Annotated in this window: 21 protein-coding genes; 11 read left to right on the forward strand and 10 right to left on the reverse strand. The window is 61.3% G+C overall.

The window, feature by feature from the left end:
- The coding region (locus tag WBV42_RS03470; RefSeq protein ID WP_423984802.1) for a PHP domain-containing protein at nt 1–592 on the forward strand (592 nt) is incomplete at its 5' end.
- 31 nt (nt 593–623) lie between these two features.
- Complete coding sequence (locus tag WBV42_RS03475; protein ID WP_150123041.1) at nt 624–815, forward strand: DUF6757 family protein; 192 nt, start codon at nt 624–626, stop codon at nt 813–815.
- Here the strand turns inward: WBV42_RS03475 and WBV42_RS03480 are convergent.
- Together WBV42_RS03480 and WBV42_RS03485 are read right to left on the reverse strand one after the other, a co-directional pair.
- On the reverse strand, nt 812–1,177 hold the full coding sequence (locus tag WBV42_RS03480; RefSeq protein ID WP_423984803.1) for a hypothetical protein: 366 nt from the start codon (nt 1,175–1,177) through the stop codon (nt 812–814). The genes WBV42_RS03475 and WBV42_RS03480 overlap by 4 nt on opposite strands.
- A gap of 120 nt (nt 1,178–1,297) precedes the next feature.
- Nucleotides 1,298–1,618, reverse strand: coding sequence for a 4Fe-4S dicluster domain-containing protein (locus tag WBV42_RS03485; RefSeq protein ID WP_253224964.1), 321 nt, complete (start codon nt 1,616–1,618; stop codon nt 1,298–1,300).
- A 211-nt stretch (nt 1,619–1,829) separates the two neighbouring features.
- Between WBV42_RS03485 and WBV42_RS03490 the strand changes: the two genes are divergently transcribed.
- The 3 genes from WBV42_RS03490 to WBV42_RS03500 all read left to right on the forward strand — a co-directional run bounded on the left by WBV42_RS03490 (nt 1,830) and on the right by WBV42_RS03500 (nt 3,832).
- Nucleotides 1,830–2,297, forward strand: coding sequence for a cupin domain-containing protein (locus WBV42_RS03490; RefSeq protein WP_423984804.1), 468 nt, complete (start codon nt 1,830–1,832; stop codon nt 2,295–2,297).
- Between the two features lie 65 nt (nt 2,298–2,362).
- Nucleotides 2,363–2,515: a hypothetical protein gene (locus WBV42_RS03495; protein ID WP_423984805.1), complete on the forward strand. Its 153-nt coding sequence runs from the start codon at nt 2,363–2,365 to the stop codon at nt 2,513–2,515.
- A gap of 525 nt (nt 2,516–3,040) precedes the next feature.
- Nucleotides 3,041–3,832, forward strand: a complete 792-nt coding sequence (locus tag WBV42_RS03500) for an aldo/keto reductase (protein WP_423984806.1) — start codon at nt 3,041–3,043, stop codon at nt 3,830–3,832.
- On the opposite strand, the gene WBV42_RS03505 is transcribed toward WBV42_RS03500, so the two are convergent.
- Complete coding sequence (locus tag WBV42_RS03505; protein WP_423984807.1) at nt 3,833–4,765, reverse strand: DUF4352 domain-containing protein; 933 nt, start codon at nt 4,763–4,765, stop codon at nt 3,833–3,835.
- A 182-nt stretch (nt 4,766–4,947) separates the two neighbouring features.
- On the opposite strand from WBV42_RS03505, the gene WBV42_RS03510 reads away from it, so the two are divergent.
- From WBV42_RS03510 to WBV42_RS03520, 3 genes are all read left to right on the forward strand, one after another.
- Complete coding sequence (locus tag WBV42_RS03510) at nt 4,948–5,352, forward strand: DCC1-like thiol-disulfide oxidoreductase family protein (RefSeq protein WP_423984808.1); 405 nt, start codon at nt 4,948–4,950, stop codon at nt 5,350–5,352.
- Between the two features lie 665 nt (nt 5,353–6,017).
- Entirely contained in the window at nt 6,018–8,351 is a 2,334-nt protein-coding gene (locus WBV42_RS03515; protein WP_423984809.1) for an ATP-dependent DNA helicase, read from the forward strand.
- 237 nt (nt 8,352–8,588) lie between these two features.
- A complete protein-coding gene (locus WBV42_RS03520) occupies nt 8,589–9,302 on the forward strand; it encodes a hypothetical protein (RefSeq protein ID WP_423984810.1) in 714 nt (237 codons plus the stop codon).
- A gap of 65 nt (nt 9,303–9,367) precedes the next feature.
- Here the strand turns inward: WBV42_RS03520 and WBV42_RS03525 are convergent, their stop codons facing one another.
- The 6 genes from WBV42_RS03525 to WBV42_RS03550 all read right to left on the reverse strand — a co-directional run bounded on the left by WBV42_RS03525 (nt 9,368) and on the right by WBV42_RS03550 (nt 15,410).
- Nucleotides 9,368–10,423, reverse strand: coding sequence for an ABC transporter ATP-binding protein (locus WBV42_RS03525; RefSeq protein WP_423984811.1), 1,056 nt, complete (start codon nt 10,421–10,423; stop codon nt 9,368–9,370).
- Nucleotides 10,416–12,089, reverse strand: coding sequence for an ABC transporter permease (locus tag WBV42_RS03530; RefSeq protein ID WP_423984812.1), 1,674 nt, complete (start codon nt 12,087–12,089; stop codon nt 10,416–10,418). The genes WBV42_RS03525 and WBV42_RS03530 overlap by 8 nt, the downstream gene beginning before the upstream one ends.
- Nucleotides 12,090–13,220, reverse strand: a complete 1,131-nt coding sequence (locus WBV42_RS03535) for a thiamine ABC transporter substrate-binding protein (protein WP_423984813.1) — start codon at nt 13,218–13,220, stop codon at nt 12,090–12,092.
- 183 nt (nt 13,221–13,403) lie between these two features.
- Complete coding sequence (locus tag WBV42_RS03540; protein WP_423984814.1) at nt 13,404–13,793, reverse strand: hypothetical protein; 390 nt, start codon at nt 13,791–13,793, stop codon at nt 13,404–13,406.
- Between the two features lie 136 nt (nt 13,794–13,929).
- Entirely contained in the window at nt 13,930–14,382 is a 453-nt protein-coding gene (locus WBV42_RS03545) for a twin-arginine translocation signal domain-containing protein (protein WP_423984815.1), read from the reverse strand.
- Nucleotides 14,383–14,630: 248 nt separating this feature from the next.
- A complete protein-coding gene (locus tag WBV42_RS03550; protein ID WP_423984816.1) occupies nt 14,631–15,410 on the reverse strand; it encodes a sulfurtransferase in 780 nt (259 codons plus the stop codon).
- Nucleotides 15,411–15,652: 242 nt separating this feature from the next.
- Here WBV42_RS03550 and WBV42_RS03555 point away from each other — a divergent pair, with 242 nt between their 5' ends.
- The 3 genes from WBV42_RS03555 (at nt 15,653) to WBV42_RS03565 (ending at nt 17,581) form a co-directional block, all read left to right on the forward strand.
- Entirely contained in the window at nt 15,653–16,513 is an 861-nt protein-coding gene (locus WBV42_RS03555) for a sulfurtransferase (protein WP_253224946.1), read from the forward strand.
- Between the two features lie 174 nt (nt 16,514–16,687).
- Nucleotides 16,688–16,903: a DUF7511 domain-containing protein gene (locus tag WBV42_RS03560; protein ID WP_423984817.1), complete on the forward strand. Its 216-nt coding sequence runs from the start codon at nt 16,688–16,690 to the stop codon at nt 16,901–16,903.
- 51 nt (nt 16,904–16,954) lie between these two features.
- Nucleotides 16,955–17,581, forward strand: a complete 627-nt coding sequence (locus WBV42_RS03565) for a rubrerythrin family protein (RefSeq protein WP_423984818.1) — start codon at nt 16,955–16,957, stop codon at nt 17,579–17,581.
- A gap of 18 nt (nt 17,582–17,599) precedes the next feature.
- Here the strand turns inward: WBV42_RS03565 and WBV42_RS03570 are convergent.
- The coding region (locus WBV42_RS03570; RefSeq protein ID WP_423984819.1) for a DUF7553 family protein at nt 17,600–17,805 on the reverse strand (206 nt) is incomplete at its 5' end.

Consider the following 17,805-nt stretch of genomic DNA (forward strand, 5'->3'; position numbering starts at 1 on the left):
GGTGAGCGCACCCGATGGCCAGCATCTCGACTTGCTCGGCTACGGCGTCTATCCGACACCGGAACTCGCCGACGAACTGGAGCGCCTGCAAGCCGACCGTAAGGAACGCGGACAGGCCATCATCGACCGCGTCGAAGACCGACTCGATATCGACCTCGGACTCGAATCGCGCGAGGGGCTTGGACGACCGCACATCGCTCGCGCCATCGAAGCACACCCGGAGACCGAGTACGACTTTTCCGACGCGTTCGACGAACTCGTCGGCGCTGGCGGACCGTGCTACGTCGCCCGGGATGTGCCGACGTTCGAGCGCGGCGTCGAACTGCTCTCGGACGCGAGCGGCCTCGTCGGCTTGGCCCACCCGTATCGGTACGACGACCCCACTTCGGCGCTCGCCCTCACCAGCGAACTGGATGCCGTCGAGCGATACTATCCCTACGGACGCGAGGTGGATACGCGACCGCTGGAGCGGGCGATTGCCGACCACAACTTGGTGCCGACTGGAGGAAGCGACGCCCACGGGGAAGTGCTCGGAAAAGCCGGACTCTCGAAGGCGGAATACCGTCACTTCAGAAGCGCGGTCACGCTTTGAGCGGTCGTTCACAAACGGTGGGTTGACTTGTGTGGGGAACGTAATCACGGCCATGCGGTGTCATTACTGTGACCGAGAAGCGACGTTCGCACCCGAAGTGGATGGCGTCCAGGTCGGCCTCTGTGATGCCCACTTCCGGGAGCAGTTCGAATCACTCTCGGATTCGGAGATGATGGAGAAGTTGCGGAACCAACTGGACATCGACGGGACCGATAGGGACTAGTTTTCGATTTTCGAGGTGAACAGCAGTTCGTCGTAGCGATAGAGGGATGCGGAGTCGAGCGTCGCGAGCGCATCGGTAGCCGAATCGGGCGACACACGGACACGGACGGTTCGGATACCGTCCCTGAAGAGATACGAGAGTCCGGTTCGAAGCGGGGCCGTCAAGTCGGATTCGTCGACCGCAACGGGGTGGGAGAGCGCATCCTCCTCCGCGGAAAGGACCAAGGACGCGCCACCACCGCTCATCGTGTAGATCGTGAGCGTGTCCCCCTCGTGTTCCGTGCCGAGAACGTCGACCGGCTCGAACGGGGATTCCGATTCGTCGAGATCGAGGTCGAGAACGTCGTCCGATTTTCGCCTCACCGTCGGACTCACGGTTGCCACCTACCAAATAAGTGGGGAGGGCTTCGAGGATTCATACAGGCCATTTACGGCCGATATATAAATAGACAGTGGATAACACAAAGAAGAACTTTCGTTTCTTCAGGCGCGGCCAGCGTCCACGTCGATGGCATCGACGGGGCACACGTCAACACAGAGCATGCAGTCGATGCACTGCGCTTCGTTGGCCGGGTCTGCTTTCTCTTCGCTCTCCGGGTGGCCCGGCGTGTCGGTCCATTCGAACACGTCGACCGGACAGTCTTCGAGACACGCCCCGTCGGCGATACAGAGGTCGAAGTCGACTGCGACGTGAGTACCGTGGATACCGAGCGTTTCCGGTTCGTCCACCGGACCCCATACGTCGTGGCCCTCGTGTTCGTCTACTTTTTCGCGGTTTTCGTGGAATTGTGGGTCGATAGCCATCAGTGTTTCACCTACACGGGTAAACGCGAAAGGAGTATTTAAAACCAAGTACTTTACTTAAAGGTTTGCTCCCCCTTCATTTTTTAGGTTAGGCTAAAAACTGGCCGGAGAGGCTCCGAACAGCGAGAGTAGGAATTTCAGCGTGCGATGGGTTTAAATACCACAACGAGTCGGTGGGAGGTTTTACGGTATCACCGACGAAGAAACGCGCATGGAGAAAGTCCACGTCGAGGACGTAGCGGGACAGATGAGCGCGGCGGACGTTCGACGGCCGGTTTCGAAGGCGCTCGGAACGGAGGACATGGCCATCAACTACTACGAACTCGCACCGGGCGACAGTTTCGCGTTCGGGTATCACGCACACGACGACCAGGAGGAGGTCTTCTACATCCAGTCCGGCACCGCGACGTTCGAAACCGAAGACGGCGACGTGGTCGTCGGAGCGGGCGAAGCGATTCGCTTCGCGCGCGGCGAGTTCCAACGTGGCGTCAACGAGGGTGACGACCGCGTCGTCGCCCTCGCGCTTGGCGCGCCGCGCGACACCGAAAACGTGGAGATGTATCGCGACTGTCCGGAGTGTGGCGAACAGACGCAGAACGAGATAGAGATGGTCGACGACAAAGAAGCGCTCGTCACCATCTGTTCGGACTGCGGCGCGGAAACCGGTCGATTTTACTGATCAATTGGGTAGTTGATTCTTCGGGAATGTATTCATAAAGCAGGACAAGAAAGGACGATAGACGAATGGCTACACAACGAGAAGCGTTCAGTGTCTTCGTCGCCCTCCAATTCGTCGTCTCCGCGGTACTGCTCGTTTTGCTCCCGCTGAATGTCGTCGCGCCGATCATCCCGCTCTTTCTCGTGTTCTCGTTCGGTCTGTACAAATACCGTTCATGAATCGTGGGGGTGGAACGTTTTACGGTGGGGTTCCACCGGAAACGGTGGCCTTCGCCCATCGGAATCCGGTTGCAAACGAAACACAACCGACGGGAAACCCCGGTGTAACTTTTCCACCGGAAACGGGGGGGGTTCGTCACGGACTCACAAACCCCACCCCTGCGGGCGAAAACGACGGGCAAAAAGGGCAGTTTTCGAGGAGGGAGAATCGGCGAACGACAGGCGTCAGACACGCGATTTTGTGGGTTTTTGCTACCCCACAGTTTCCGGTGGAACGGGGGAAGCGGAGGACGTCGAAAGTTCTGTTCGAGAGCGAAATCGTGGACTGATATCGACGCGAAAACGATGACGGATCGGGAGGGGCGACGATGGGGCAAGGGAACGGCGACGGAGCGAAAGGAGGTAACGACGGAGCGAAAGTAGTGACGGAGCGAAATGGAGCGACGACGAAACGGAAGTGACGCCTACCCCACCCTCGCTTCCGCGATACGGACCTTTTTCGCTCCCGCGTCCTTCTCCGAGTTCGTGATAGAGATTCCATCGCCTGGGTTGGGAACGTCTCAAAACAAGGATCCCGAGCAGTGTGCCGAGACGATCCGGACGGCGCTCGACGTCGGTTACCGACACATCGACACCGCGCAGATGTACGAGAACGAGGCGGGGGTCGGCGACGGAATCGCCCGTTCGGACGTACCCCGCGAGGATATCTTCCTTGCCACGAAGGTCCTCCCAGCCAACCTCGCGTACGACGACGTGTTTTCGAGCGTGGACGAAAGCCTCGACAAGCTCGGGACGGAGTACGTCGATCTGCTGTACGTCCACTGGCCGATGGATGCCTACGACGCGGGGGATACGCTCCCTGCGTTCGACGAACTGTACGAGGATGGAACCGCTACCGACATCGCCGTGAGTAACTTCACGCCCGAACTGCTGGACGAGGCCCGTGATCTGCTCGATGCCCCCATCGTCGCCAACCAGGTCGAGATGCATCCGCTGCTCCAACAGGAAGAACTGCGAGCGTACGCGGCGGACCACGACATGACGCTCGTCGCCTACTCGCCGCTCATGCGGGGCGATGTCGGGGACGTCCCCGAACTGCAGGACATCGCCGAAAAGCACGATTCGACGCCGAGCCAAGTCAGCATCGCGTGGTTGCAGGGACTGGGCAACGTCGTACCCATTCCGAAGGCGACCGGTGAGGACCACCTCCGGCAAAACCGCTCCGTCCCCGAACTCGACGCCGAGGACATGGACACTATCGCGGCGATCGACCGTCAAAAGAGAGTTATCGACCCGGACGCGGCCGCGTGGAACTGACTACTGGTTCCAGCGTGTCCACCACGAGCCTTCGTCGTCGCTACCGTGCCACTCGATGGTTATGTCCTGCTCCGAGACGTTCGCCGGGAGTTCGTAGGCGAGCCACCCGGCGAGACTCTCGCCGGAGGCGACGGTTCGGTCGCCGAACTTGTTCACCTTGTACTTCCCATCCTCCTTGGCGATGTGGTCCGTCGGTTTGATCTTCTTCCCTCCTGTATGGAGGACGAACTGATTGCCCATCGGAAGCGTCTGCTTCATTCGGAACTTGTTTTCGGCTTTCACCGTCACGAAGGCCCACTGGCTGCCGTCGCTGGCCTCCACGTCCTCCGACCCACCGCTGTCCGGTTTGTAGCGATAGTGGTCGGTGAGGGTGACATCCTGCACCGTCACGGCGATCTCGTTCGGACTGAGGAACGACTCGCCGAAGGAGAGCGTTTCGCCGACGATATCGATGGAGAACGTCTTCTTCAGTTCCGCGATGTGGTAGTCGACCGTCGCCACGTACGGATACGTGAGCTTGGTGGACCACGTCGTCGTCTTCCCCGGCGCGATCTTGTCGGTTTGGATGTGTCCCATCTGCTGGGACCCCGGCGCGTTGCCTTCGACCGACACCGCGGATTCGAACGCCTTCGAACTGTCACCGACGTTTTTGATGGTGAGTTTGAGCGCAAACTGCTTCCCCATCGTGACCTTCTTCGGTACCTTCGCGGACACGAGTTGGAAGCCGTTGGCGGTGGTGATTCCACCACTGTCGGCGCTCCCGTCGTCGGTGCCGTCCGAAGTCGATTCGGTAGCGTTACCCGACCCGCCCTTCGATTTGTTCTTCGAGCTATCCCCATTCCCGCCGCTGTTCGGTCCGGAACCCGTACACCCCGCCAAGGCCCCCCCAGCGAGTGTCGCTCCGGACGCCGTCAGAAATCTTCTACGGCGCATGGGTAATTTATATACCACCTCCTAAATAAAGACTCGGGTAGGAGTTCGTTTACTGATAAATCAGGTAAGCGTTCGGAACGATAGAGTGTGGATTGCTGACACATGACTCCTAAACGGAGCGGTACTGCGGCCCGTATCTTGTCGCCAGAAATCGTATCCGAGCGACCCTCGAACGGACGTATATGCGAGAACGATCCTCGTCGCCATCGCGACCATCGTCGGCATCAGTCCCTCCGTCGTCGCCTCGACTCGTCTACGACGACGACTGTGGCTTCTGCACGTGGGTCGCCGAATATGCCGACGCACACGGTGAGTTCGAACTCGTCGGCTTCGCCGACCTCACGCCCGACCAGCGCGCCCGCCTCCCACCCAACTTCCAATCGTGCGCGCACCTGCTCACCGACGAGCGGGTGTACTCGTGTGGCGCGGCCATGGAGGAAACTCTCGCCCGACTCGACGACCCGTCGCGCTACGTGGTAGCGATGTTCCGGCACCTCCCCGAATCGACCCGTGAGCAGATTCGTGAGCCGGTGTACCGCTGGGGAGCCGACCACCGAAATTGGTGGGGGAAGCTCCTGAGTCGGTGATAAGAGGGGAGAGACGGGAGAGAAGCACTTTCTCTCTGCTTGCGACAAACGGACTTATTTGATTCTGATTGGTTTCTTGCAGCAGTACGAGGAAGACTTCGAAAGCCCCTACCCGTTCGCGGCCGCTGTGCAGGATATCCGCGCTCTCCGCAATGTGCAGGATATCCGCGCTCTCCGCAACACCCACGCGGATAGAGCCTGCACAGCAACCAAGCGTTGCGCGAACGGGCAGCCCCTTTCAACCCACCCAAACACCGCAACCGTACCCGCCACTGGACCACGCGCCTCCCCAACCGACTCCCTCACTGCGTTCGGTCATCCCTCGCGCAGGCGCACTACCGTGCGCCGTCGCGCGCCGACGACGCAGTGAACGAATGGCGCGGCGGTTTGCCTCCGATGGTGGATGACGAGCGCCAGCGAGGAATCGGCCGAGGAGATCCGTGGGTGGAGGCGGTATTCATGCGTCTCGGCTACTGAAATCGGAGAAAAACGGAACTCCTTGGAGCGCCGTTCGTGACTCGGTTATCGAACTCACAGAAGAGGTAGAAATCCCTCCTGACGGTCGGTGTGTTCGCAGCATCACTTCCGCCCCGTGCTGAGGTTTAAATACCGAGACGGGAGCAACTCAGGACAACAGCCCTAAGCAGGGGGGAAACAGAGACAGAATGATGCCGGACTGGCGGACGATATTCGGACACGACGAGCCCTACGACGAGCAGCGGGACGGTATCGAGACGGCCATCGAAACCGCCCGCGATGACGGCTTTACCGTCATCGAAGGTGCCTGCGGGACTGGCAAGACCATGCTGGCGCTGACGGCCGGACTCGATCTCGTCCGCGACCCGGACAGCCAGTACGAGCGCGTGTTCGTGCTGACGAGCGTGAAACAACAGCTCCGCCAGTTCGAAACCGACCTGAAGACCATCAATTCGAATCTCCCCGACGACTGGAACCCGATTTCGGCGCTCACCCTCGTCGGGAAGGCCGACGTGTGCCCATACAGCCGCGAGAACGCGGGCGACATCGACAGCCAGTCGGTGTACGACCGCTGTGAGGGCCTCCGGGAACGCACCCGAGACCTGACCGGCGAAGGAGGTTCCGTCACGGCCCAAAATCTCGCCTCGCAAGCCAGAACCCAGCAGACGGGACTGGCCGACAGCGGCAAGGGCGGGGCCGCCGCGTCCTACCTCGAAACGGCGGGGGAGCCGACGCCGTACCCGCCGCGGATGCCGGAGTACAACGACGTGGAGTACTGCCCGTTCTACGCGCAGTTCTTGGAGGACATGCCCGAAGATGGCGACCCTATCGAGGCGGTTCCGTTCGATTTCGAGAGCATGGGCCTCATCGAACCCGACGATTTGGTGGCCAACTCGGTGCAATGGGGCACCTGTCCGCACTCGATGATGGGCGCGCTGTTGGGCCACGTCGAGGTCGTCGTCGGAAACTACTACCACGCCTTCGACCCGGTGACGGCGGCGACGTTCACGGGGGCGCTCGTCGACGACTCGACATTCCTCGTCTGCGACGAGGCGCACATGCTGGAACCGCGCGTCCGCGACCTCGTGAGCCAGTCGGTCGGCGATTCGACGCTCCGTGACGCCGAATCCGAGCTCACGCGAGTCATTCAGCCCGTCAAGTTCGACGACGATGATTCGGGACACATGACCGCCGACGCCGACCTCGTCCGGGCGGAGCTCGAAGACGCGAGCGTCACGCTGTTCGAACTGGAGGAGACCCGCGAGTTCATCGGCGAACTGCGCGAGGAGATCGACCGGCGCGTGCGGAACCATCTGGAGCGCGAACACAAGGGGTGGCGGGCGAACATCACCGACCTCCCGGATGAAGAAATTCCGCTCCGTGATCCCACGGTACCACAGCAGGACGAAATTTCGACGTGGGCCGAAAATCGAGGGTACAACGGCGGGACGTGGGCACGTGCGGAGGCCGTTGGGGCGGTCGTCGCCCGCATTCTCAATGAAGCCGAGGACGATGACAGGGAACGCGCCGCGTTGCCCGCCGGGCGTGCGCTGGGAGAGTGGTACCGCAACGACCACGAGAAGTACTTCCGCGAGATCGTCCTCGAACGGACGTGGAACGACCGCGAGCCCAACGACTCGTGGCGACGGGCGTACAACGCCCAACTCGCCATGCAGAACTGCGTCCCGAGCGACGCCATCGGTGAGGAACTCGGGAAGTTCGGCGGCGGGATCCTGATGAGCGCGACGCTCGAACCGATCGAGATTTTCGAGGAAGTGTCCGGACTCGGCCATCTGGAGAAGGACGGGAGACCGATCGTAGAACGGACCTACGGCTTGAACTTCCCCGAATCGAACCGGGAGAGTTTCGCGGTGGACGCACCGAAGTTCACCTACGACAATCGCGGCGCGCCGGGTGACGAGACGGGAACGCGGCAGGTGTACGCCGACGCGATCCGGGATGTGGCACGTTCGCCGGGCAACGTCCTCGTCGGCATGCCGAACTACGCGGAGGCGACGTGGGCCGCCGAGCACTTGCGGAGCACGGTGGACAAGCCAGTGTTGCTGGACGAGAGCAGCGCGGATGAGGCGACCGAGAATCTGAAAGACGAGTTCTTCGGCGGCGAGGCGAAAGTGCTGGTTACGAGCCTACGCGGCACGCTGACCGAGGGCGTCGATTACCGTGGTGACCGACTCCGGGCCGCCGTCGTCTGCGGTGTGCCCATCATCAACACCGCCAGTCCGCGGACGAAAGCGGTTCGAACCGCCTACGAACGACAGTTCGGTGACGGGTTTACCTACGCGCTGACCGTTCCGGCCGTCAGAAAAGCACGGCAGGCGCTGGGGCGAGTCATTCGTGGCTCCGACGAACGGGGAATTCGAGTGCTGGTCGACGGTCGATACGCCCGCGAATCGTGGAACAGCGTCAGGGAGTTCTTCCCGCCCGTCGAACGGGAGGAGTTTCAACCGGTCAGCCCGGACATGCTCTCGTTCGGGTTGGAACGGTTCTGGGACGACGACTGAGATACGGTTCCACAGCACCTGTCGAATCGTGGACCGTCACCGTTCGCCTATCGTCGAACCGATGGCCATGTTCGATCTCCCGGCCGATTCCGTTCGCCGTGGGATGATGGTCAGTCGAAAATTTCCCGACGAGAAACGACGAATAACCGCCGTTTCGGCTGTATAGTTTCGAGTTGTCGAACCGAACGGTCTGGGCGCTTTTTGGTTTCCGGAAGTGTTCCACGTTCGGAGGAATATATGACGGGGACACCGAAATCACAGCGTCGAACGCTACTGAAAGCGGCGGGTGCACTGACCGGAATGGGTGCACTCGGACGGATGGCGATGGCACAGGATACCAGCAGCGACGGGACGACGTACCAAACGAGCACGGTCGAAACGTCGAATCAGACCGGTACGACGAACGGGGGCGGTGGCGGGGGTGGTGGAAATCAACGGACCATCATCCTCGGAGCACGCGTCGGCCACTGGCTCGGGTTGGCACCGAAAGAGATCGAAGGGGGTCGAAATCCGACGCTCGGACTCGTTCCGACCGAGCGGTACAGGATCATTTGGATAAACCTCGACGGAAAGGAACACGAGTTCCAGATACTCGGGCAGAAAAACGGCGAGAACGGGCAGGTGCTCTATCGAACCGGCCGGTCGTCGAAAGCGGGAGAGACACGTATGTTGACGTTCAAGCCGACAGACAGAATCCGGCGGTACCGGTGCCGATTCCACCCGGATAGTATGCGAGGACGGATCAATCGGTCGGGGCAGTTCGGCGGTGGCGGCACGTTCACGACTGGAACGTCCGGGACGAATACGAACACGAACACGAACTACGGAACCTACACGACGAACCGGGGAAGCTACACCACCGGGACGACGGGAACGTATAACACCCATACCACCGGGACGTACAACACATACACGACCGGAACGAACGGCACCGAGACGACGAGGTACTGACCGTCGTTTCACGATGGGAGAACGGAATCGACTTTTTTGGATCGTCTTCGACGGATGAGAGTTCGTCAGCGCTGTTCGACCAGTTCGGTGGACGCGCCGTCGATGACGTGTGCGTCGGCCGGGTCGAACCCGACGCGCACCTGCTCGCCGTCGGGAGCCTCGGGAACGCGGAGTGTGACGGTTTCCCCCATCCAGTCGAGGTGGACGCGGAACGCCTCGCCGAGGAACTCGACGTCCTCGACGGCCGCCGTGAACGAATTTTCGCCGCCGCCCAACCGCAGCGCTTCGGGACGGACACAGAACGTCACAGCGTCGGCCGTCGAACCGGGAAGGAGGAACTCGTGGTCGCGCACGACGACGCGTGAACCGTTCGGGTCTCGTGAGACGGTCTCCCCGTCGAAGACGTTGTTCTCGCCGACGAACTCCGCGACGAAGCGGGATTCCGGTCGGCGGTACACGTCCTGCGGGCGGCCGATCTGTTCGATTCGCCCGTCGTTCATGACGGCCACGCGGTCGCTGATGGCGAGCGCTTCCTCCTGGTCGTGGGTGACGTAGATGGTCGTGATTCCGAGGTCGGACTGAATGCGCGACACTTGGGTTCGCAGGTCGTCGCGCAAACGGGCGTCCAGTGCGCTCATCGGTTCGTCCAGTAGGAGCAACTCGGGTCCGGGCGCGAGTGCACGAGCGAGTGCGACGCGCTGTTGCTGACCGCCCGATAATTCGTCCGGGTCGCGGTCCTCGAAACCCTCCAGTCCGACGAGTTCGAGCAGTTCGAACACTCGCTCGTCACGAGTTCGCGCTCCCGGCGGGTCGCGGAAACGGAGGCCGTAGCCGACGTTTTCCGCGACGCTCATGTGTGGAAACAGCGCGTAGTTCTGGAAGACGAGACCGATGTCGCGGTCCTCGGGCGGGACACCGTCCATGCCGCGGTCGCCGAACCGGACCGCTCCGGCGGTGAGGTCCTCGAACCCGGCGATGGTTCGAAGCGTCGTCGTCTTCCCGCATCCGGACGGGCCGACGAGGGTGAAGAACTCGCCGTCCGCGACCTGAAACGACACGTCGTTCAGGGCCGTGACACCGTCGTACTCCTTTCGAACGCCGGAGAGGGAGACTTCAACCACTCTCCCACCTCCCGCCGAGGCGGTCGATGATGACGAAACTGACGGCGGTGACGAGGAGGAGGATGGTTCCCATCGCCGTCGCTGGACCGAGGGTTTGCTTGCCGAGGAAGCGCTGCACTGCGACGGGCATCGTGTAACTGCTACTGCCCGTGGCAAGAATAACTGTCGAGTCGAACTCGCCGATGCTGATGGCGAAAGCGAACGCCGCCCCGGCGGCCAATCCGACCGCCACGAGCGGGAGTTCGACGTCGATGAGCGTCCGGACGCGGGTCGCGCCGAGCGAGCGGGCGGATTCGACGGTTCGCTGGTCGATTCCGGCGAGCATGGGCGAGACGTTTCGCGTGACGAACGGGTACGCGGCGACGGCGTGGGCCGCGACGATGGCCATCGCGCCGCTCACCTGGATTCGAGTTCCCGCGATGGGAATCCCAAAGACGAGACCTCGGAGCATACCCAACCCGACCATCACGCCGCTCACCGCGAGCGGGGCCATCGCCACCGCTTCCACGATTCGGCTCTTTCGCGCCCGCGTCAGGACGGAGATGACGACGCCCATCGGGAGCGCGACGAACAGGGTTCCGATACCGAACGTGAGCGAGTTACGGACCGCGACGCCGGGTTTCGTCTGGAAGGACGCGCCGGACACCTGCCGCGTCACGAGGAACTGGTAGTAGCGCAGGGTAAAGCCGGACGGGCCGGTGAGGCTTTCGAGGACCGTGCTGACGAGCGGCCCGAGAAACAGCACGAGGACGACGACGAGATACAGTGCGACGCCGGTCCGTTCGAGTCTTTCGACGAAACCGGTATCACCCGAGAAGAGGCGTTTCCGGGCGAGCGGTCTGCTGGCGCGCGAGGCGGCGGCTTGCCGAGCCTCGTACCGAAGATAGGCGTAGGTCAGGGCGAGCGAGAGAGAGGTTTCGAGGATGGCGAGGACGGCCGCCTGTGAGTAGTCGAGGCGCTGGACGAGCGCGTACACCCAGACTTCGACGGTCTGGTACTGGAACCCACCCAGCGCGAGGACGATGGGGAAGGACATGAACGTGAAGATGAACGTGAGAAGTGCGCCCGTGAGAATCGCCGGAAGCAACTGTGGGACGAGCACGTCACGGAACGCCCAGAAGCGACCAGCACCGAGGCTTCGGGCGGTTTCGACTTCGCGCGCATCGACGCTCTCCCACGCCGCGTTCGTCACGCGGGCGACGAGCGGCGCGTTGTAGAAGGCGTGTGCGGCGACGATTGCAGGAAGATTGTACAGGAGGGAGTACGGTCCGAGACCCACGACGCCGACGACATCGTTGAACAACCCGTTCTGCCCGAACATCGCTACGAAGCCGATGGCGACAAGGATGGACGGCATGACGAACGGGAGGATGGTCAGCGAACGAATCGTCCGCCGACCTGGGAACTCGTAACGCGAGAGGATGTACGCACCCGGGAGTCCGAGGGCGACACTCGCAATCGTGGAGAGGAGCGCCTGATACGCCGTAAATCCGAAGATGTCGAAGACGTAGAAGTGGTCGGTCAGTACGTCGAGAAACGCAGAAATGCCGCCCGCGTCGGCGAAGACGATGGCGACGGGATAGTAGAACAGAACGACGAGCAGGGCGCTGGTCACAATCCCGAGAAGTGCGAGTGCGTGTCGTTCGAGCCAGCGCCCGGTATTCATCTACTTGCTCGCAATCTGGCGCGCCCACTCATCAACCCATCCTTCGAGGTTACCCTTGAGTTGATCGTAGGAGTAGGTGATCGGTTCGTCCGGTTCCTTGGCGTACTTGTCGAACTCCTTGCCGAGGTCGGCCCAGTCGGTCGATGGGAACGCGACGTTGAGTTGCGCTATCTTCGACTGGGCTTTCTTCGAGAGCATGAAGTCGAGGAACGCGTCGGCCAGTTTCGGCGAGTCCGTGTCGGCAAACTTCGCCATCCCCTCGGGGTTGGCGTAGCCCTGTCCGTTCAGGAAGCCGATCTGGTGTTTCTTCATGTTCTGACCCTCGCGGTGGGCGTACACTTGGTCGGTGGAGTAGGAGACGACGATGGGCCGCTCGCCGTTGGAGTACGCGGTGTAGGCCGCATCCCACGAGCCGAGGATTTGGGTGTCGTTGTTCGAAAGCCGACTCCAGTAATCGAGATACTTCTTCTCGCCCATCTCGTGGATCGTCCAGAGCAGGAACGCCCGCCCCGTCGCGGCCTGTTGGGCGTTCTCGGTCAGCAGCGTACCCTTGAATTTCGGCTTCGTCAGCGCGTCGAACGAGCCGGGATTATCGACCTTCGTTTCGTCGTACACGAGGCTGACGTAGCCGGTATCGTACGGAACGGCCCGTCCTTTCGGGTCGAAGTTCAGGCTCTTTTTGACGTGACCGTAGTTCGAGAGCGAGTCGGTGACGGGGGTGAACAGCTTTGTCCCGCCCAGTTTCTGGTCGATGGTGATGAGTTGGTCCACGTTGAGACCGACATACACGTCCGCGTCGATATCGACGTGCTGTGCCTTTCGCTGGATGTAGTAGTTGACCTCGCTGTCCGGGGTTTGCCACTTGAGCGTCGCCTTGGGGTATTTCTTTTCGAACTCCTTTTTCAGCCACGCGCCGGGCGACGTGCTCGGCGCGTCCACGAGCGCGCTGTACGTTGCGACGTTCAGCGTGCCGCTGAGTTGGGTCTGTGACGTCGTCTTCGCGGACTTACCGCCGGTCGAACTCGTGGATTCGGAATCCCCGGAACTGCCGGAGTCGTCGGAATTCCCGAGACAGCCAGCCAGACCGGCGAATGCCGTCCCAGTCGCCGCGAGATAGGTTCGTCGTTTCATTACTCGGTTGTTACAGTCGGTGGTACTTAATCAGCGTGATATCTGTGGGCGGAATTGTGAAAAGAGGGGAAATTCGACACCATGAATCAAATAATGCTATATCAAATTGTGGTCGGTGGGCGCGCCGACTTCCGAGGGCGGTAGAGACTCAGGTTCGTACGGCGACCCGTCGACCGCGAACAGTCACAAAACCGTCTCCGCGGATACTTCGAGCAGATCCAAGTTGCTGCTGAAGTAGGTCGCATCGTCGCCGAACCGGTATCGATCGCTCGTCGGTAGATAGCGTCGGGAGAACAGAAAGACGAAGATGGGTGTCCGATGGAAATCGTAGGTGATGACATAGCCGTTGTACTCGTCGGGTTGTGAAATCACCTGTACCCCGTCCGGTGGTTCGTCGAGGATCGTCACCGTGATGAGTGCCGGAAGCTGAGCGACGATTCGAAACGGGACGTTCGGGAAAAAGTCCCGGGTGAACACCAACACGTCCCCCGACGGTTTGGTTCGTTGGGGTAGAACCGAATCGTCTACTCGGGCGCTCCACCGCGGCATCCCCGCTTCGTGTTCGTTGACCATGTATTCCTCCAGCGTACTGAAATCCGTCCGTGATGTCGGTACCGCTACTGGCGGCTCTTCCCCCGTGGACTACGTGAGCGAAAAATGGGTGCTGAACCGCTTTGTTGCCCCCCGATACGACTCGAATCGGCTCGTCTCACCGCAGGTTGGTGCTAAGCAGGTTGAGCGTGCTGCTGAAGACAGACGCGTCACCACTGAACTGTCGGGTGTCGCCCTGGCTTAGGGACACACCTTGTGCGAACATGAACGTGGTTATCTGTCCCTGACCGCCGCCACCGCCGCCAAGCAGGTAGCGGATGATGTAGCCGTTGTAGTTGTCCGGCTGGCTGATCTCGGGGACGTTGCCGCCACCCGGCTTTTCGAGCAGTCGAACGGTCGTCGATTTCTCCAGCGAGTTGACGACGCGGAACTGCACGTTCGGGTGGTAGTCGTAGGTGTACACCAACACGTTTCGGCCCTGTGCCGAGGCGCTCCCGGCACTGCCTAACCCCAACGCGAGCGCGCCTGTCGCGAGCGCGCCTTTCTTCATGAACGAGCGACGTTCTTCCGATTCGACGTTTTCTGCGTCTTGTTGTTCTCTCTCAGTCATCCCTTTTCCCCCCTCCCGGGGTGACAGGCTATAGGCCGGAGCCGAAGATAAATGGGAGCGACCGTTTCGGGTGCCAATGGAAAACTATCCCGGTTAGGTTCTCACGAGCAAGCACCCCTCACTATACGGGCGTCACCGATACCGAGCCGTATTGGGCGTTACAACGACGGCAATGGGCGTTACTGGGATGGAAACTGACACGCATTTCGCTCTTCGTCAGCCATCAGATGTAGGATAAATAGAAAGAATCAGTCCCGTTCGAGTTTCCCGTCGGCCTCCGTCCACTCGGTGAGACTGCCCTCGTAAAAGCCGAGGTCGTCGTAGCCGAGCGAGGAGAGGACGACGTAGGTGTGGCTGATTCGACGGGCGGTGTTGCAGTAGAGGATCACCCGCTTGTCGGGGGTGACGCCGTTGGATTCGAGAATCGAACGGAGTTCGTCCGGTGATTTCAGGCCGCGGGATTCGTCGTCAACGAGGTCGAGCCAATCGACGTTGACGGCGCTCGGGAGATGGCCCTCGGCGAACTCGTCCGGGTCGCGTGTATCGACGAGAACGGCATCCGGGTCGTCGATTGCGGCTTCGACCTCCTCGCGGCCGATGAGCGGGGAGGATTCCGGTTCCCGTACGTCGTAGGAAATGGGAGCGGGAGAGGGAGCGTTGGTCGTCGTTTCGTGGTCGCGTTGCCACGCGCTGAAATCCCCGTCGAGGAGGTGGAGCACTTCGTGTCCGTACAGTTCGGCGGTGACGAGGAATCGCGCCGCGAACACCCCGTGCATGTCGTCGTACGCGACGACGGTATCGTCCTCGCTGATACCGACGTTGCCGAGGAGGTCGGACCACGTCTCGGCACCGGGGAGCATTCCCGCATCGTCCGCATCGGCCGAGCGGAATTCGTCGAACGGGATGTTCACCGCACCGGGCAGGTGACCGATTCCCTCGTATTCCCACGCGTCGCGGACGTCCACGATGTGGATATCGCCCAGTCGCTCGGCGAGCCAATCGGCGGAGACGACGACGTTCTCGTTCATTATCCCTCGATACCGACGCCAGCGTCTTAGCCCTCCGGGTTCCGTCGAAACCGACATTCGACTGGAGGTGCCGGAAGATTTTGCCGGTTGTCAGGTGCCGCTCATGCGCGATGGGCCACGGATAGCGGCAAAACGGGGATTCCCCCGCGAGATACCGGGGATTCTTGCCGGGAGGCTCGACAGAAGGCGGAACCTTCCGGCAGTAACAAGAATATAACCCGAGCGTAGAAAGGGGAACGTGCATGAGCAACAGTGACTACGCCAAGGACGTACTCGTCAGCGCGGACTGGGTGGAAGACCACCTCGACGAGTTCCAGAGCGACGATACCGATTACCGACTCGTAGAGGTCGACGTTGATACGGAAGCCTACGACGACGCCCACGCGCCGGGCGCAGTCGGCTTCAACTGGGAGACACAGCTCCAGGACCAGACCACGCGTGATATCCTCGAAAAGGACGATTTCGAGGACCTCCTCGGCAGTCACGGCATCGAGGACGACACCACCGTCGTCCTCTACGGGGACAACTCCAACTGGTTCGCGGCCTACACCTACTGGCAGTTCAAGTACTACGGCCACGAGAACGTGAAGCTCCTCGACGGTGGCCGCGACTACTGGCTCGAAAACGGCTATCCGACGACCGACGAGGTCCCATCGTACCCCGAAGTCGAGTACGATGCTCGTGGCCCATTCGAGGGCATCCGCGCCTACCGCGACGACGTGGAGAAGGCCATCGACCGCGGCGTCCCGCTCGTAGACGTTCGCTCGCCCGAGGAGTACAGCGGCGAAATCCTCGCGCCCCCAGGACTCCAGGAGACGGCCCAGCGCGGCGGCCACGTCCCCGGCGCATCGAACATCTCGTGGGCAGCCACCGTGAACGACGACGGGACGTTCAAATCCGCCGACGAACTCAGTGACCTGTACGAGAGCGAAGGCGTCACGAACGACCAAGAGGTCGTCGCCTATTGCCGTATCGGCGAGCGCTCGTCCATCGCGTGGTTCGCACTCTCGGAACTGCTCGGCTATGACAACGTCGTCAACTACGACGGGTCGTGGACCGAATGGGGCAACCTTGTGGATGCGCCCATCGAGACTGGCAACTGAGTCGGCCACCAACGACACACGTTTTCTTCGGACGACCCAAGCCCGACAGTCACGTCTCAGACGGTCGAAAGCTCCCCACCGCTCCCGAGCGCTATTGAGAACAACTAGCAGGGGTTATTGAGAGCGGGCCGAATCTCAATAGTACGGCGTCGTCGGGACGCCCCCGAGGACAAAATGACAGGACATTTCCATACTGTCGATACACGGTCCGAATCGAAACGGAACGCCGCCGACGAACGGTCGTTCGAACTCGCATCCGTCGTTGTGGAGTACGACGGACAACCGGACAGATGTACGATTTACCCGGAAGAGGCGACCCGCTTCGAACGGATGGCGAGTTGGATAACCGCCGACGCCGACGTGTTCGTCTCGTTGGACGATATGGACTGACCCATTACCGGGGTCGGTGATTACAAGCCACGCGCGTTCGTACCGTGGCGTATGAATTCGGACGAATTCCTCGACGCCGTGCGCAAGGAAAACGAAACCGCCCTCTCCCGTCTGGGGTCATCGAAGTCGCTCTACGCCGCGACCGGTGGGGAGATGGAGCCTGACGAGGTGTTCGATGCCGCCGCGGACTCCGAGTACGCCGCCGCTCAAACGTTCGGCGGATGGGCCGACGATGAGGGAGACGAGGACGCGAGCGAACTGTTCGCCGGCATCGCGGAGGTCGAGAACGGCCACTACGAGCGCGTCTCCGGAAAGGTAGACGATCACGAACCGAACGAGACGCCTGCGTTGCACGAGTATCTCCGTGGATTGGACGACACCATCGAGCGCCTCGGCGGATTCGTCGGGCGCACGCTGGCGAGCGAGAAATCGAAAAAACAGCTGACCGGCTTCTTTACCGGAAAGGCCGACCCGAAGACGGCCCAGTTGTTCCGCGATTTGAACGGTGACCTCGACGAGCAGTTGGACGACACGCTCGCGCTGTTAGACGAACGCTGTGATTCGGACGAGGAGTGGGAAACCGCAAAAGAGGCAGCAAAAGACGCAATTACGGCGGCCTACGACGAGTACACCGAGTCGCTGGAGTCGATGGGTGTCAATCCGAAGCCGGTCTGCTGAGTGGGAAAATAGATCTTTTCAAACGCCGCTGACAGTCTCACGGTGTGCTTCGACGTGGTCGTACGCGCTCTGGATACGCTCGGCGGTGTCTTCGTCTGCGTCCTCCTTGAGTTCCGAGAGGGCGTGCATGATTCGGGCGAGTCGGCCGTGGTCCGGACCCTGGTCGGCCTGAGCGAGCGACTGAAGCGTGTCGGCCTGTGATTCGAGGCGTTCTTTGACCTCGC

Source organism: Haladaptatus sp., assembly GCF_049589095.1.
GTDB lineage: Archaea > Halobacteriota > Halobacteria > Halobacteriales > Haladaptataceae > Haladaptatus.

Coding starts and splice junctions, on each gene's coding strand:
- WBV42_RS03485 (WP_253224964.1), bottom strand. CDS start 1,618: ATGGCTATCGACCCACAATTCCACGAAAACCGCGAAAAAGTAGACGAA.
- WBV42_RS03490 (WP_423984804.1), top strand. CDS start 1,830: ATGGAGAAAGTCCACGTCGAGGACGTAGCGGGACAGATGAGCGCGGCG.
- WBV42_RS03495 (WP_423984805.1), top strand. CDS start 2,363: ATGGCTACACAACGAGAAGCGTTCAGTGTCTTCGTCGCCCTCCAATTC.
- WBV42_RS03505 (WP_423984807.1), bottom strand. CDS start 4,765: ATGCGCCGTAGAAGATTTCTGACGGCGTCCGGAGCGACACTCGCTGGG.
- WBV42_RS03510 (WP_423984808.1), top strand. CDS start 4,948: ATGCGAGAACGATCCTCGTCGCCATCGCGACCATCGTCGGCATCAGTC.
- WBV42_RS03515 (WP_423984809.1), top strand. CDS start 6,018: ATGATGCCGGACTGGCGGACGATATTCGGACACGACGAGCCCTACGAC.
- WBV42_RS03520 (WP_423984810.1), top strand. CDS start 8,589: ATGACGGGGACACCGAAATCACAGCGTCGAACGCTACTGAAAGCGGCG.
- WBV42_RS03530 (WP_423984812.1), bottom strand. CDS start 12,089: ATGAATACCGGGCGCTGGCTCGAACGACACGCACTCGCACTTCTCGGG.
- WBV42_RS03535 (WP_423984813.1), bottom strand. CDS start 13,220: ATGAAACGACGAACCTATCTCGCGGCGACTGGGACGGCATTCGCCGGT.
- WBV42_RS03540 (WP_423984814.1), bottom strand. CDS start 13,793: ATGGTCAACGAACACGAAGCGGGGATGCCGCGGTGGAGCGCCCGAGTA.
- WBV42_RS03545 (WP_423984815.1), bottom strand. CDS start 14,382: ATGACTGAGAGAGAACAACAAGACGCAGAAAACGTCGAATCGGAAGAA.
- WBV42_RS03550 (WP_423984816.1), bottom strand. CDS start 15,410: ATGAACGAGAACGTCGTCGTCTCCGCCGATTGGCTCGCCGAGCGACTG.
- WBV42_RS03555 (WP_253224946.1), top strand. CDS start 15,653: ATGAGCAACAGTGACTACGCCAAGGACGTACTCGTCAGCGCGGACTGG.
- WBV42_RS03560 (WP_423984817.1), top strand. CDS start 16,688: ATGACAGGACATTTCCATACTGTCGATACACGGTCCGAATCGAAACGG.
- WBV42_RS03565 (WP_423984818.1), top strand. CDS start 16,955: ATGAATTCGGACGAATTCCTCGACGCCGTGCGCAAGGAAAACGAAACC.